The sequence below is a fragment of the Oerskovia sp. 140933 genome, assembly GCF_059651515.1.
The window spans coordinates 45,863-59,556 of record NZ_JAMXIO010000012.1 but is presented as its reverse complement, the minus strand read 5'-3'; the positions used below and the strand labels follow the sequence as shown (position 1 = coordinate 59,556).

General features: G+C 73.4%; 12 protein-coding genes and 1 pseudogene. 5 read left to right on the top strand and 8 right to left on the bottom strand.

Going from position 1 to position 13,694, the window contains the following annotated elements; all coding sequences use genetic code 11:
- Positions 1 to 6 precede the first annotated feature (6 nt).
- Positions 7 to 297: pseudogene (locus tag NHG27_RS08545) on the top strand (type II toxin-antitoxin system VapC family toxin); the annotation flags it as partial.
- A 76-nt stretch (positions 298 to 373) separates the two neighbouring features.
- On the opposite strand, the gene NHG27_RS08540 reads toward NHG27_RS08545, so the two are convergent.
- On the bottom strand, positions 374 to 1,726 hold the full coding sequence (locus NHG27_RS08540; protein ID WP_497015862.1) for an exonuclease domain-containing protein: 1,353 nt from the start codon (positions 1,724 to 1,726) through the stop codon (positions 374 to 376).
- Positions 1,727 to 1,858: 132 nt separating this feature from the next.
- On the opposite strand from NHG27_RS08540, the gene NHG27_RS08535 reads away from it, so the two are divergent.
- A complete protein-coding gene (locus NHG27_RS08535) occupies positions 1,859 to 2,128 on the top strand; it encodes a hypothetical protein (protein WP_497015860.1) in 270 nt (89 codons plus the stop codon).
- Positions 2,129 to 2,156: 28 nt separating this feature from the next.
- Here the strand turns inward: NHG27_RS08535 and NHG27_RS08530 are convergent, their stop codons facing one another.
- The gene (locus NHG27_RS08530; protein ID WP_497015858.1) at positions 2,157 to 3,170 is read right to left on the bottom strand and encodes a hypothetical protein; all 1,014 of its coding nucleotides are present in this window, start codon (positions 3,168 to 3,170) and stop codon (positions 2,157 to 2,159) included.
- Positions 3,171 to 3,408: 238 nt separating this feature from the next.
- Between NHG27_RS08530 and NHG27_RS08525 the strand changes: the two genes are divergently transcribed.
- Positions 3,409 to 4,254, top strand: a complete 846-nt coding sequence (locus NHG27_RS08525) for an SDR family NAD(P)-dependent oxidoreductase (RefSeq protein ID WP_497015856.1) — start codon at positions 3,409 to 3,411, stop codon at positions 4,252 to 4,254.
- 129 nt (positions 4,255 to 4,383) lie between these two features.
- Here NHG27_RS08525 and NHG27_RS08520 read toward each other — a convergent pair whose 3' ends face one another.
- The 4 genes from NHG27_RS08520 to NHG27_RS08505 form a co-directional block, all read right to left on the bottom strand.
- Positions 4,384 to 4,800: an Hsp20/alpha crystallin family protein gene (locus NHG27_RS08520; RefSeq protein WP_497015855.1), complete on the bottom strand. Its 417-nt coding sequence runs from the start codon at positions 4,798 to 4,800 to the stop codon at positions 4,384 to 4,386.
- A 169-nt stretch (positions 4,801 to 4,969) separates the two neighbouring features.
- Positions 4,970 to 5,575 carry a class I SAM-dependent methyltransferase gene (locus NHG27_RS08515; RefSeq protein ID WP_497015854.1) on the bottom strand — a complete coding sequence of 202 codons (606 nt, stop codon included), beginning with the start codon at positions 5,573 to 5,575 and terminating at the stop codon, positions 4,970 to 4,972.
- 244 nt (positions 5,576 to 5,819) lie between these two features.
- Positions 5,820 to 6,458: an SDR family oxidoreductase gene (locus NHG27_RS08510; RefSeq protein ID WP_497015851.1), complete on the bottom strand. Its 639-nt coding sequence runs from the start codon at positions 6,456 to 6,458 to the stop codon at positions 5,820 to 5,822.
- A gap of 81 nt (positions 6,459 to 6,539) precedes the next feature.
- Entirely contained in the window at positions 6,540 to 6,962 is a 423-nt protein-coding gene (locus tag NHG27_RS08505; RefSeq protein ID WP_497015848.1) for an organic hydroperoxide resistance protein, read from the bottom strand.
- A 176-nt stretch (positions 6,963 to 7,138) separates the two neighbouring features.
- Between NHG27_RS08505 and NHG27_RS08500 the strand changes: the two genes are divergently transcribed.
- Together NHG27_RS08500 and NHG27_RS08495 are read left to right on the top strand one after the other, a co-directional pair.
- Entirely contained in the window at positions 7,139 to 8,623 is a 1,485-nt protein-coding gene (locus tag NHG27_RS08500; protein ID WP_497015846.1) for an amino acid permease, read from the top strand.
- A gap of 133 nt (positions 8,624 to 8,756) precedes the next feature.
- Positions 8,757 to 10,877: an MMPL family transporter gene (locus NHG27_RS08495; RefSeq protein WP_497015844.1), complete on the top strand. Its 2,121-nt coding sequence runs from the start codon at positions 8,757 to 8,759 to the stop codon at positions 10,875 to 10,877.
- 73 nt (positions 10,878 to 10,950) lie between these two features.
- Here NHG27_RS08495 and NHG27_RS08490 read toward each other — a convergent pair whose 3' ends face one another.
- Both NHG27_RS08490 and NHG27_RS08485 read right to left on the bottom strand, forming a co-directional pair.
- Positions 10,951 to 11,985: a lysylphosphatidylglycerol synthase transmembrane domain-containing protein gene (locus NHG27_RS08490; protein WP_497015843.1), complete on the bottom strand. Its 1,035-nt coding sequence runs from the start codon at positions 11,983 to 11,985 to the stop codon at positions 10,951 to 10,953.
- A gap of 142 nt (positions 11,986 to 12,127) precedes the next feature.
- Positions 12,128 to 13,474, bottom strand: coding sequence for an NAD(P)/FAD-dependent oxidoreductase (locus tag NHG27_RS08485; RefSeq protein ID WP_497015841.1), 1,347 nt, complete (start codon positions 13,472 to 13,474; stop codon positions 12,128 to 12,130).
- Between the last annotated feature and the right edge of the window lie 220 nt (positions 13,475 to 13,694).

Genomic DNA, 13,694 nt, shown 5'->3' with positions numbered 1-13,694 from the left:
CTCGTTGCGCCGTCGTTGCTTCCGTACGAGGTGTCGAACGTCCTGCGTCGTCGGCGCAATGCGGGACTGCTTTCCGACGGGGAGGCGCGCATCGCGCTCGACGCGCTGAGGCGGTTGCCGGTCGAGCTCTGGCCCTTCGAAGCCTTCGGTGAGCGCGCATGGGCACTCGGAGCGAACCTCAGTACCTACGACGCCACCTACGTCGCGCTTGCTGAACGGCTCGATGCGCTCCTGGTCACCGGGGACGCGAGAATCGCGCGTGCTCCCGGTATGAGGTGCACGATCGAGGTCGTCTGAGCCTGGATTGTGAACGCCGGCGTCGCACTCGTTCTCACAGGGTCGCCTGGCGGCTCCCGGCTTCTCGGAGGAGGCGCTATCCGACCCGCCCCAGCAGCTCCTCGAACACCCGCTCGCTCACGACCGGGATCCCGTACCGCCGCGCGGTCCGCGCCTTCCCGGACAGCGAGTCCGGGTCGGCCGCGATCACGACGCGCGTGCGCTTGGTGACGTTCGGCCAGGGCGACAGTCCGGCAGCACGCGCCTCGCGCTCCCAGTCCTCGCGGGGCCGCGTCATGGCCCCGGTCAGCACGATCTCGTCGCCTCGCGTCAGCGCGAACCGAGGCCTGTCGGCCACGGTCGCGACGGCCACACCCAGTGCGGCAGCCCCGCCCGGCGTGTCGGCTCCACCAGTCCCGTCGTCCTCACCCGGCCCGACGGCGTCGCTCACCTCCGCGCCCAGGTGCGCTCCGCCGTCGGGCAGGGTGGCGAGCACCGGGCCGGACGCCGCGCGCCCGACCGCTGCCGCGACGTCGTCGGCGTCCATGCCGAGCTGGCCGGCGACCTCGTGGAGGTCTGCGACCTCGTCGTCCGAGAGCACGCCGTCGAGCAGGGCGACGCGTGCGAGTGCGTCGAGGTAGCCGTGGTGCAGGGACTCGACCTGTGCGCGGCTGAGCCCGGCCTCCTCGGCCGCGGCGAGCAGGGCGCCGCGCTCGGTGAACGACACGTACCGGTCGAGCAGGGCGAGGTCGAGGAGCGCGAGGTAGTCGTCGGCCTCGACGGGGAAGGGGACGCGGTCGAGGCGGTCGGACAGGCCGGAGAGCCAGTGCCCGGTGGGGCGGCTCGCGCCGCGCAGCACGGGGGTGAAGGCGCCGGACACCGGGAGCCCGGGCCATGCGTGGGTCGCGGATGCCTCGTGCGCGACGGCCCAGAGCGGGTCGGTGTCGTCGAGCCCCAGGTAGTGCTCGAGGAGACCGGCGGTGGCGCGGGCGTCGCCGAGAGCCGAGTGGGCGCCGTCGTGCACGACTCCTGCGAGCTCGCAGCAGATCGCGAGCCCGCGCGGTGCGGACGGCAGGAACGTCCCGGCGAGGCGCATGGTGCACAGGCACGCGAGCGGGTCGATCCCCACGGGCAGCCCGACGCGGCCGAACTCTGCGCGCAGGAACCGGGTGTCGAAGCTCGCGTTGTGCGCGACGATCACGCGCCCCTCGAGGAGCCGCGCGAGGTGCGGTGCGACGACGTCGAACGTGGGCGCGAGCCCGACGTCGGCGGCGCTGATACCGTGCACGTGCTGCGGTCCGAGGTCGCGCTCGGGGTTGACGAGCGTGCACCACTCGTCCTGGACGCGACCGGCGGCATCGGTGAGGACGACGGCGACCTCGGCGATGCGGTCGTGCTGGCGGGGCGAGAACCCTGTGGTCTCGAGGTCGATCACGGCGAATCCGGGCACGGGGGACAGCGTGCCAGGTTCTGGCTGCGGGGTGAAGTCCCCGCATAGGGCTCGGTGGGGCGCATGTCGCCGAGCGATACGCGCGGATCATTCCTAACCTGTACGGACATACCAATTCAACGGGGAGCTGTAGTGCGCACTGGTGTCGTCACGGCCACGGTCCTGCTGTCCGCCGCAGTCCTCGCGGGGTGCAAGGGGCCCGTCCCCGGCCAGCCCACCCCGACGCCCAGCGTGACGAGCACCCCGACGTCGCCACCGACCACGCCGCCCGTCGAACCGACGCCCACCCCCAGCCCGACCAGCCCCGCGACGACGCCGCCCACGACGCCGCCGCTGGGCGACGACCAGGTCTCGATCAGGGTCCAGATCCCCGAGCGCACCGCTCCGCCCACCAGCGACTGACCGTCCAGACGTCGCACGCACTGCGGCATCAGGACCTGCCCCGCACCGCCCGGCGCCGCCGCCTCACCTCCTCGGCCGTCTCCTCGGCGGCCGCCAGGTCGCGGTCGACCGCGGCGAGCTCCTCCTCGGCCTCGGCGAGGGCGCCCCGCGCCTCGTCGAGCGCACCACGGACCTCGTCGCGTTCGGCGGTCAGGCGGGCGATCTGCTCGTCGAGCGCGCTGAGGCGCGCGTCCAGCGGCCCGACGGCGTCGCTCGCCTCCCGCACGACGTCGGCGGCCTGGTCGCGGCGGCCTTCGAGGTGGTCGATCTCCGCGGCTGCCGCGGCGACGTCACGCTCGGCGGCGGCGAGATCGGTGTCCGATCCAGGGTGCTCGGTACCGGCGCCCTCCCCGGTACGCGCCCGCGCGGTCTCCGCCTGCTTCCCCCGCGTCCCGCCGCCGGCGCGTGCCGCGCCACCGGCACCCGCCCCGGGGCCCCGGCGCGCCTCGCGTTCCGCGCTCAGCGACACCACGTCCGCGGTCTCGCCGGACTCGTCCACGATCCCGAACCCGACGTACTGCAACGCCTGCGTGAGCCGGCCGGCCTCGACGAGGGCGCCGGCGTCGCGGTCCATGACCGCGGCGGTCAGCGTCTCGCCCAGTCGCCGCAGCACCTCGCCCGACACCGCGCGCCCACCGACCTCGCCCGCCCGTGAGACCTCCGTGACCAGGGCGTCGACCTGTCGTCGGCGCTCGTGGTCGAGCTCGGTGAGCCGTGCCCGGTCCCGTGCCTCGGTCGCCGCGCGCAGCTCGTCCCCGAGGGCCACGAGGTCGGCGACCTGCGCGGCGTGCGAGCGTGCGACCTGGTTGACGACCCACGCCGCGACGGTCGGCTTGGTCAGTGCCCGGAGCCGGGCGGCGCCGACCGCGTCACCGCCCGCGGCTGTCTCCTTCGCTGCGGCGTTGCGAGCCGCGACGAACCCGTCGAGGGGCAGGGCGAACAGGTGGTCGACGGCCTCGTCGGCGTCCGACCCCTCGCCGCCCGAGGAGACGATCTGGTCCATCGCCCCAGCGTTGCACCGTTCGCCCGACGTCGCCGGGCATGCTGCCCAGCCGCCGTCGAGCGGGCGGCACGCGGCTCGATCCCGGCCACGGCGGGCGACCGCGAGCCGGGGTGACGACCGTCGCTCGCCGTGCGACGCAGCAGCCCGGCGACCTAGGCTCCGAAGGGAGCGGGGCGACCGCGCGAGACGGTCACGCCGGCCCGCTCTCGAGCCACGACACCACACGATGCGGAGAACCATGGCGCGCAGGACCATCGTCATCACCGGGGCGAGCGACGGGATAGGCGCCGCAGCCGCCCGGCAGCTCACGGCGGAGGGGCACGAGGTCGTGGTCGTCGGGCGCTCGCCCGAGAAGACCGCAGCCGTCGCACGCGAGCTGGGCGCCGACTTCCTCGTGGCGGACTTCGCGCGCCTGAGCGACGTGCGGGCGCTCGCGGCGGACCTCCTGGAGCGCTACGAACGGATCGACGTCCTCGCGAACAACGCGGGCGGCATCATGGCCGACCGTCAGGTCTCCGAGGACGGTCACGAGCTCACGTTCCAGGTCAACCACCTTGCCCCGTTCCTCCTCACGACGCTGCTGCTCGACCGGCTCGAGGAGAGCCGTGCGAGCGTCGTCAGCACGAGCAGCGCCGCGCACCGGATCTTCAGCGACTTCCACCTCGACGACCTCGAGTCCGAGCGCGGGTACGCGCCGAACACCGCGTACGGCAACGCGAAGCTCGCGGTGAACCTGTTCACGCGCGAGCTCGACCGCCGGTACCGGGCGTCCGGGATCTCGGCCGCGGCGTTCCACCCCGGGGTGGTCGCGACGAACTTCGCGGCGACGTCGACGAGCAGCATGCGCGTCCTGTACCAGAGCGTGCTGAGCCGCTTCCTGGCGTCGTCGGCCAAGGGAGCGGACACGCTCGTGTGGCTCGCGACGTCGACGCCCGGGGTCGACTGGGAGCCCGGGAACTACTTCGTGAAGCGCAAGGTCGCCACGACCCACCCTCTCGTGGGTGACGCGCGGCTCGCGGCCGAGCTGTGGGACGTGAGCACGGCCATGGTCGCGGACGCGGGGGAGCCGGGCGCCGCCGCCTGACACCGGTCGCCCGACAGCGACCAGCGACCGTGGACAGCACGACGGGGCCGGTGCTCTCGCACCGGCCCCGTCGGTCTCACCGCACCGCAGGCTGAAGGGGGGTGGCCTGTGGCCGGGAGTCTGGGACCGTCAGGACGCGGAGGTCGTGACCTCGATGCGCTGCGGCGTCGTGCCGGCGTAGACGCCGGAGACGGTGACGGTCAGGACACCTGCGTCGTAGCGGGCGCTGATCGCGTCCGCGTCGGCGGCCTTGGGGAGGGTCACGACGCGGTGGAACGCGCCGTAGCGGACCTCGCGGACGCGACGGCCGTCGGCCTCCTCGGCACGCTCGTCCTTGCGCTCGCCGCGCACGACGAGCTTGCGGCCCTCGACCTCGACCGTGACGTCCTGGGCGGGGTCGATGCCCGGCAGGTCGAAGCGTGCGACCAGGTCCTCGCCGTCCTGGTAGACGTCGGCGTGGGCCGGGACGCCTGCCACGGGGCGCGGGGTGAGGAGGTCACGCAGGGCGCGGTCGAATGCGGGGCCGGTGGTGAGGGTGGTGGTCATGGTGACTCCTTCGGTCGGTGATGAACCTCTGACCGGTACAACTTGAGTCGCCTACGCTCAATTCCAGATCTGCGTTCGCCGTCGACGAACACCCCCCGGGTGCCGAACCCGAGGTTCGTCGGGCACCAGGGACCAGTCGCCTGACGAACGTCGGGTTCGGCGCCGGGCGTCAGCCCAGCACCGCGACCAGGAAGTCGCTGTCGTCCGCGAACGGCCGCAGGTCCCACGTCGAGAGCTTGAGCTGGACCTCGAGCCCGGCCTCGGCGGCGTCGGCGAAGAACGCGTCGAACGCGTACCCGCGCCCGGCCCCGAACCCGACCACGGCCCGTCCCCCCGGCGCCAGGTGGGCGCGGAAGCGGCGCAGGACCTCGACCTCGGTGCCCGGCGCGAGGAACGTCACGACGTTGCCGGCGCACACGATCACGTCGAACGGTTCTCCGACCCCCACGGCGGGCAGGTCGAGCTCGGCGATGTCCCCGACGAGCCACGTCGACCCGGGGTGGTCGGCCTCGGCGGCCTCGATGAGCACGGGGTCGACGTCGACGCCCACCACGGTGTGCCCGCGCGCCGCGAGCTCGGCGCCCACGCGGCCCGGTCCGCTCCCGGCGTCGAGGACCCGGGCACCGCGCGGCAGCATGGCGTCGACGAGCCGTGCCTCGCCCGCGAGGTCGGCTCCCTGGGCGGCCATGGCGCGGAACCGTTCGACGTACCAGGTCGAGTGGGACGGGTTCACGGCGGTCTTCTGCTCCCAGCGCGTGGGGTTGGCCTTGCTCACCGGTGGCTCCTCGGGGTCGGGCGGGTGGTCGGGCCCGGCCGAGGCTCGGGAGCCCGGTCGGGCGGAGCCTCGACCGTACCTCCGTCCTGCGCGCTCACCGCCGCCGTCCGGGGCGGGCGACCCGCGGTCTCAGCGGCCGGACGGCCCGTCGACCACGAGGTTGCCCGCGGTCCAGAACGGGGTTGAGGTCGTCATCAGCCTCATGGCGACCTCAACCCCGTTCTCGGCACCTAGGGGTCCGCGGCTACTGGCCGAACACCTCCAGCACGGGCGTTTCGCCATCGACGAACCGGACGAACTCCCCCACAGTCGACGGGGACCGCAGCGCCTGTGCGACGACCAGTGCGACGTTGCCGCGAGACGTCCTCCCCTCTTCGGCGTCGACCGTGATCATGCCCGTGGCGTCGTCGTTCGTCAGGGTCCCGGGGCCGAGGATCGTCCAGTCGAGGTCGGTGCCGCGCAGGTGGTCGTCGGCGGCGAGCTTCGCGTCGGCGTACGGGAAGAAGCTGCTGTCGGACGCGACGCCATGGTCCGGCACCGAGCCGATCCACGACACCATGACGTACCGCTGCGCCCCGGCGGCCGCGGCGGCGTCCATGGAGCGGATCGCGGCATCCCGGTCGACGGCGTAGGTCCGCTCCGGGCTCCCGCCGCCGGCCCCGGCGGACCACACGACGGCGTCGTGGCCGCGCAGCGCCTCGGTGATCTCCTCGGTCGACGCGTGCTCGACGTCGAGCAGCAGGGGGGTCCCGCCGAGCTCTTCGACGAGCGGGAGCTGCGACTCCGAGCGGACGATCCCGCTCACCTCGTGCCCGTGGTCCGCGAGCAGGGGGACGAGCAGTCGGCCGACCTTGCCGTGGGCGCCGATCAGGGCGATCTTCATGGTTCTCCTCCGGTTGCGTGCGGGCTGTCCCTCCACCGTGCACCGTGGAGGCCGGGGCCGCCTGCTGAGGCGGCGGGCGTCCTACTCCTCGACCACGGTCACGGTGACGTCGATGTTGCCGCGGGTCGCGTTCGAGTAGGGGCAGACCTGGTGCGCGGCCTCGATGAGCTCCTGGGCCACGGCGCGCTCGACGCCGGGCAGGCTGGCCTCGAGGTGCACGGCGAGCGTGTATCCGCCGCCGTCGAGGGGGCCGATCGAGACGCTCGCGCCGATCGCGGAGTCCGCGACCGTGATCTTGCGCTGGCGCGCGATGCCCAGCAGGGCCGAGTGGAAGCAGGCCGCGTAGCCGGCGGCGAAGAGCTGCTCGGGGTTGGACCCGTCGCCGCTGCCGCCCATCTCCTTGGGCACGGCCACGTCGACGTCGAGGCGTCCGTCGGTCGAGCGGACGTGGCCGTTGCGGCCCTCTCCTGTGGCGAGGGCTTCGGCGGTGTACAGGACCTTCATCGTGCTGCCTCCAGGTGGTCGGACGGGCGAACCCCTCGAACGTATGTCGCTCGGGGCAACGATGCGTGGTCGGTTCGCCCAGAGCGCACCGGGGGCCGGCCAGACGCCCGATGCCGGGTACCGTGGAACGTCGCCGCCTCGGCGTCCTTCCTCGACCACGGACAGACCGCACCTCCATGACCAACGCACCTGCGCCGTCGGGCTCTCCTGACGGACTCTCCACCTCCCTGCCCGACGACGCCGCGCACCCGGCCGAGCCCCCCGCCCCCGGCGGCGAGCAGCTCTCGCACGGCCTGCGCACCCGGCACCTGACGATGATGGGTCTGGGCTCCGCGATCGGGGCGGGCCTGTTCCTGGGCAGCGGTGTCGGGATCGCGACCGCGGGCCCTGCCGTCCTGGTCTCGTACGCCGTCGCGGGGCTGCTCGTGATCCTCGTGATGCGCATGCTCGCGGAGATGGCGTCGGCCGTGCCGTCGAGCGGCTCGTTCTCGGTGTACGCCGAGACGGCGCTGGGGCGCTGGGCCGGGTTCACCCTGGGGTGGCTCTACTGGTTCACGCTCATCATGGTGCTGGGCGCGGAGATCACGGGCGCCGCGCAGATCGTGTCGGGCTGGGTGCCGGGCGTGCCGCAGTGGGTCGTCGCGCTCGTGTTCGTCGGGGTGTTCGCGGTCGTGAACCTGTGGGGCGTCAAGCACTTCGGCGAGTTCGAGTTCTGGTTCGCGTTCATCAAGGTCGCCGCGATCATCGGCTTCCTCGTGATCGGGGTGCTGCTCGTGGCGGGCTGGCTGCCCGGCACGGACCCGGTGGGGACGACCAACGTCTTCGGCGACCCGGCGTCGTTCGCGGGCTTCGCGCCGAACGGGATCCCGGGCATCGCGGCGGGCCTGCTCGTCGTGGTCTTCGCGTTCGGCGGGATCGAGATCGTGACGATCGCCGCGGCCGAGGCGCGCGAGCCGCAGAAGGCGATCGTGACCGCGACCCGGTCGATCGTGTGGCGCATCCTGTTCTTCTACGTCGGTGCGGTCGCGATCATGGCGCTGGTCCTGCCGTGGGACGCGCCCGAGCTGCTGAGCGGCCCGTTCGTCGCGGTGCTCGACCTCGCGGGGCTGCCGAGCGCGGCCCGCCTCATGGAGGCCGTGGTCGTCGTGGCGCTGCTGTCGGCGTTCAACGCCAACGTCTACGGCACCTCGCGCATGGCCTTCTCGCTCGCCGGCCGGGGCGACGGTCACCGCGCGCTGACCAAGGTGTCGCCGACCGGGGTGCCCTGGGTGGCCGTGCTGCTGTCGGTGTTCTTCGGCCTCGTGTCCGTGGGCCTGAACTGGCTGCTGCCGGGCGAGGTCCTGGGCATCCTGCTCAACGCCGTGGGGTCCGCGCTGCTCGTCATCTGGGTGTTCATCGCGGTCTCGCAGCTCAGGCTGCGTCCACGCATCGAGGCCGCCGCGGGCGGCGCCGAGAGGATGACGCTGCGCATGTGGGCCTACCCGTGGCTCACGTGGGCGACGCTCGCCGGGCTCGCGGGGCTGATCGTCCTCATGCTGTTCGACGACGCCGCGCGCGTCCAGCTCGCCTCGACCCTGGTGCTCGTGGGAGTCATCGTCGGGATCTACGCGGTGCGGGCGCGGCTGCGCAGTCGGACGGAGCGGGCCGGCGCCCCGACCTGACCCGGGGGGCTTGACCCGGTACGTCCGGCCCGGAGGTGGGCCGCCTGCCGGATCCACCCGTTGACACCCACCCCCTCGCGGGTGTGCGCTGGAATCTCGCGCCGAAGTGCACCGGGAGTCTCGGGGAGAGACCATGTCTCGCATCGCCGGCTGGATCACGCACCGCTATGCCAAGTGGGTCGTCATCGCCTTCTGGGCGGTCGTCCTGGCGCTCACGGCGCCGCTCGCGGGCAAGCTCACGGGCGCGCAGGACAACGACGCCAAGTCCTGGCTCCCGGCGAACGCCGAGTCGACGCAGGTGCTCGACGTCGCGAGCAGCTTCACCTCGCCCAACACGATCCCCGCGGTCCTGGTCTACGTGCGCGAGTCGGGCCTCACGCCCGAGGACCTCGCGGCGGTCTCCCAGGACGTCGCGACGTTCGGTGAGCTCGACACGCTGGACGGGGACGTCGTCGGGCCGGTCCCGTCGGAGGACGGGCAGGCCGCCCAGGTGATCGTGCCCCTCGACCTGGGCAGCGAGGGGTGGAACCTCGCGGCGGACGCCGTCGCGGACCTGCGGGCCACGGCCGAGGACGGCGCGAACGGCATGGACGTCTACGTGACGGGCCCGGCCGGCGCGGCGGCGGACTCGTCCGAGGCGTTCGAGGGCATCGACTCGACGCTGCTGTACGCGGCGGCGGGGGTCGTGATCGTGATCCTGCTGCTGACGTACCGCAGCCCCACGCTGTGGCTCCTGCCCGTGGTCTCGGCGGGCGTCGCCCTGACCGTGTCGCAGGCCGTGATCTACGTCCTCGCGGACACCACGGGCCTGACCGTGAACGCGCAGAGCGCGGGCATCCTCACGGTCCTGGTCTTCGGTGCGGGGACGGACTACGCCCTGCTGCTCGTCGCGCGCTACCGGGAGGAGCTCCGTCGTCACGAGGACCGGCACGAGGCCATGGCGCTCGCGCTGCACCGCGCGGGCCCGGCGATCGTCGCGAGCGGTGCGACGGTCGCGATCGGCATGCTGTGCCTGCTGTTCGCGCAGATGAGCTCGACGGCCGGGCTGGGGCCGGTCGCGGCGGTCGGGATCGTGGTCGCGCTGCTGGTCATGCTGACGCTCCTGCCCGCGCTCCTGGTCGCGACGGGCCGGTGGGTGTTCTGGCCGCGCGTGCCGCACCTGGGCGACGACGAGCCGACCGAGCACGGCGTCTGGGCGCGGCTGGGCAACCGCATCGCGAGGCGCCCGCGGCGCGTGTGGGTCGTGACGTCGATCGTCCTGGCCGTGCTGGGTCTGGGGATCACGCAGCTCGACGCGAACGGGCTGTCGAGCGCCGAGTCGTTCCGGGGGGAGCAGCCGTCGATCGTGGGGGAGCAGGTCCTCAGCGAGCACTTCCCGGCCGGGTCGGGGTCTCCCGTGGTGGTCGTCGCGGACGCGTCGTCGCCCACGGCCGTGGCTGCGGTGCACGACGCGTTCGCGGGGACCGAGGGGATCGACGCGTCGACCGTGACCGAGCCCGTGACGAGCGGCGGCTACGCGTACATGGAGGGCACGCTCACGTCCGAGCCGGACTCCCGCGCCGCCTACGACACGGTCGACCGGGTCCGGGACGCGGTCCACGCCGTCCCGGACGCCGACGCCCAGGTGGGCGGGGCGAGCGCGATCACGCTCGACGTCCAGCGCGCCTCGGCCGCGGACAACATGCTCATCATCCCGATCATCCTGCTGACCGTGCTGGTGATCCTGGCGCTGCTCCTGCGGGCGATCACGGCGCCGTTGATCCTCGTCGCGACCGTGGTGCTGTCCTTCACCGCGGCCCTGGGCGTGAGCGCGCTCGTGTTCACGTACGTGTTCGGGTTCGAGGGCGCCGACACGTCGCTGCCGCTGTTCGTGTTCGTGTTCCTCGTCGCGCTCGGGATCGACTACAACATCTTCCTCATGACCCGGGTGCGCGAGGAGTCGCTGCGCGTCGGGACGCGGCGCGGGGCGCTGATCGGGCTCGCCGCGACGGGCGCGGTGATCACGTCGGCCGGCCTGGTGCTCGCGGGGACGTTCGCGGTGCTGGGCACGCTGCCCGTGGTCGCGTTCGCGGAGATCGGGTTCGCGGTCGCGTTCGGCGTCCTGCTCGACACGCTCGTGGTCCGGTCGGTGCTCGTCACCGCCTTGAACCTCGACGTGGGGCGGCACATGTGGTGGCCGAGCGCCCTGGGCCGCAAGGAGGACGTGCCGGTCGAGGAGCCGGTGGTCCCGGCGGGAGCGCCGGTCCGCGAGTAGCGTCCCGCCGGGACGACCCACGCCCGACGGCGGAGCGCACCCTCCCGGGGAGCGGCGCCGTCGGGCGGGCGGTTCAGAGCACGTCCTGCCGCTGCAGGCGGCGCAGCGTGATCCAGCCGATCAGGACGGGGATCCAGCACGAGATCACGCGGTAGAGCAGGACCGCGGGCAGGGCGACGGTCTGGGCGATGCCGAAGCTCACGAGCCCGCCCGTGAGCGCGGCCTCGACCACGCCCACGCCGCCCGGGGTCGGGGCCGCGGACGCGAGCGTCTGCCCGACCATGGTCGAGAACGCCGCGGCGATCGGGTCGTTGCCGCCGCCGAGCGCCAGGAGGCACGCCCACAGGGTCGCGGCCGACGACAACGTGGTGCCCATCGCCCCCAGGAACGCGAGGCCGAGCCGTCGTGGGTCCTTCGCGAGCCCGCCGAGCTGGCGGAAGGCCGGGAGGACGTCGTCGCGGGCGTAGGTCTCGACCGCGTGCCGGAACCGCGGGACGACGAGCACCGCGACGCCCGTGACGACGACCGCGACCCCGGCGGCGAGCAACGCCCACCGGGCCCAGCCCGGCACGTGCTGACCGACGCTGCGCCCCGCGACGAGCGCCAGGACGGTCAGCAGCACCAGGTGGGTCAGGACCTGCACGATGCTCTGGAGCGCGACCGTGCCCGTCGCGAGCGCGGTGCTCATGCCGGACTTCGCCAGGTAGCGGACGTTGAGCGCGAGCGAGCCGACGCTCGCGGGGGTCGCCGTGCCCGCGAACGCGTTCGCGAGCTGGACGCGGGTGGTCCGCAGGAACGGCAGGTGGGTCGGCGAGCACGCGGCGAGCGAGGCGGCCGCCGCGAAGAACCCGGTCGCGGCGAGGAGCGCCGCCAGGACGGCCCACGCGGGCTGGGCGTCGCGCAGCGCCTCGCCCATGCGCGGGATCTCGCTGATCTCCGGGATGACCACGTAGGTGAGGCCGCCGACGAGCAGGAACCAGACGAGCACGCGCAGGGCGTGGCTCTGCGGGGACCGGGCCGCCGTGGCGTCGGGTTCCTGCGTGATGGCGAGCTCCTTGCAGAGACGGGATCGGGCGTTCCGCGACCCTACCGACGTGCGGGGGCTCACGCACCGGTAGTCCCACCGAGCGTGCCGTTCGGGTCGTCCCCGGCGCCCCGGGGCGACCCGAGCTGCACGCTCGGCGTCCGTCGGTCCAGGCAGGTCCCGGCAGGTCAGGCAGGTCCCGGCAGGCCCGGCAGCCCGGCGCTGCTCAGTCGTTCGGCGTGACCTCGGGCAGCGGTGCGGGGCCGTCCTCGGGCACCCAGCCCTTGGGCGGCCGGACGGTCGGGACGTCGCCCACGATCGGCACCGGGCGGCGGTGGAACGGGAACCCGTAGCGCGTCACGAGCCCGGCGAGCGTCGTGAGGCGGTTGCGGGGCCCGATCAGGCTCATGATGTGCACGAACAGCCATGCCAGCCACGCGGTCCCGCGGGTCAGGCGGAGCTTCCCGGCGATGTCCGCGACGGCCGCGCGGCGCCCGATGACGGCCATGGTGCCCTTGTCGAGGTACCGGAGCGACGTCGTCGGGCGTCCTTGGACGAGCGCCCGGATGTTGCGCCCCACGACCTTGCCCGACTGGATCGCCGGCTGGGCGAGCTGCGGCAGCCCCGCGGGCGAGATCGCGACGTCCCCGGCCGCGAAGTGGTCCGGCAGGCCCTCGACCTGCAGGTCGTCGCCCACGCGGATGCGTCCGCCGTCGCCCAGGGGCAGGTTCCAGCGCGAGACCTCGTCGTGCGGGGCGACGCCCGCGGCCCAGATCGTGAGGTCCGAGCGGATGAAGTCGCCGTCGGTGAGCTCGACGCCGTCGGGCAGGACCTTCGCGACGCCCGCGCCCAGGTGCAGGTCCACGCCGCGTCGCTGCAGCTCGCGCGCTGCGTAGGTGCGGAGCTTCGCGGGGAAGGGCTTGATGAGCTCGGTGCCGCGCTGGACGATCTTGACGCTGAACGCGTCGCCGTGGATCTCCGGGTAGGCGGGGGCGAGGCCCTGCGTGCGGAGCTCGGCGAGCGCTCCTGCGACCTCGACGCCGGTCGACCCGCCCCCGACGACGACGACGCGCAGGCCGTCGTCGGTCCCCGGGGAGGCCGCGGACTTCTCGAGGCGGACGAACAGGGTGTCGCGGATCTTGAGGGCCTGCGAGCGCGAGTACATCGCGAACGCGTGCTCCTTGGCGCCGGGCGTCCCGAAGAAGTTGGTCGTGACGCCGTTGGCGAGCACGAGGTAGTCGTAGCGGATCTCCTCGTCGTTGAGCAGGCGCAGGGTCTTGTGCTGGGGGTCGAGGCCCACGAGGTGCTCGTGCACGACGCGCACGTTGCGCTGCCCCAGGCGCAGCGCGCGCAGGAAGTACGTGACGTCGCCGGGGTTCAGGCCGCCCGTGGCCACCTGGTAGAGCAGCGGCTGGAACGTGTTGTAGACGCGGCGGTCGATCAGCGTGACGCGTACGGGGGCTCCGGCGAGCGCCTTGACGGTCGCGAGCCCGGCGAACCCGCCGCCCACGACGACGACGTGGGGGAGCTGCGCCCCGGTGGGTGCGGGGTGCGCGGCGCTGCCGTCGTTCACTGTGTGCCTCTCGATGTGCGGGGTGGGTGCGGTGTCCGAGCGTATGTCGCGCGCGGGGTGGTGGCGAGACGGGTGCTCCGGCCCGAGCCTGGTGGTCCCGCCCCTGACGCGAGGGCCCGTCTGGGGCCGGACCGCCTGTCTCGTGGCGGACGCGTGACGGGAATCACGGGCCCGAGGATCTGACGTCGTGTGGACAACCTGGCGCACGGGCGCGTAACTT

Coding starts and splice junctions, on each gene's coding strand:
- NHG27_RS08530 (WP_497015858.1), bottom strand. CDS start 3,170: ATGGACCAGATCGTCTCCTCGGGCGGCGAGGGGTCGGACGCCGACGAG.
- NHG27_RS08525 (WP_497015856.1), top strand. CDS start 3,409: ATGGCGCGCAGGACCATCGTCATCACCGGGGCGAGCGACGGGATAGGC.
- NHG27_RS08520 (WP_497015855.1), bottom strand. CDS start 4,800: ATGACCACCACCCTCACCACCGGCCCCGCATTCGACCGCGCCCTGCGT.
- NHG27_RS08510 (WP_497015851.1), bottom strand. CDS start 6,458: ATGAAGATCGCCCTGATCGGCGCCCACGGCAAGGTCGGCCGACTGCTC.
- NHG27_RS08505 (WP_497015848.1), bottom strand. CDS start 6,962: ATGAAGGTCCTGTACACCGCCGAAGCCCTCGCCACAGGAGAGGGCCGC.
- NHG27_RS08500 (WP_497015846.1), top strand. CDS start 7,139: ATGACCAACGCACCTGCGCCGTCGGGCTCTCCTGACGGACTCTCCACC.
- NHG27_RS08495 (WP_497015844.1), top strand. CDS start 8,757: ATGTCTCGCATCGCCGGCTGGATCACGCACCGCTATGCCAAGTGGGTC.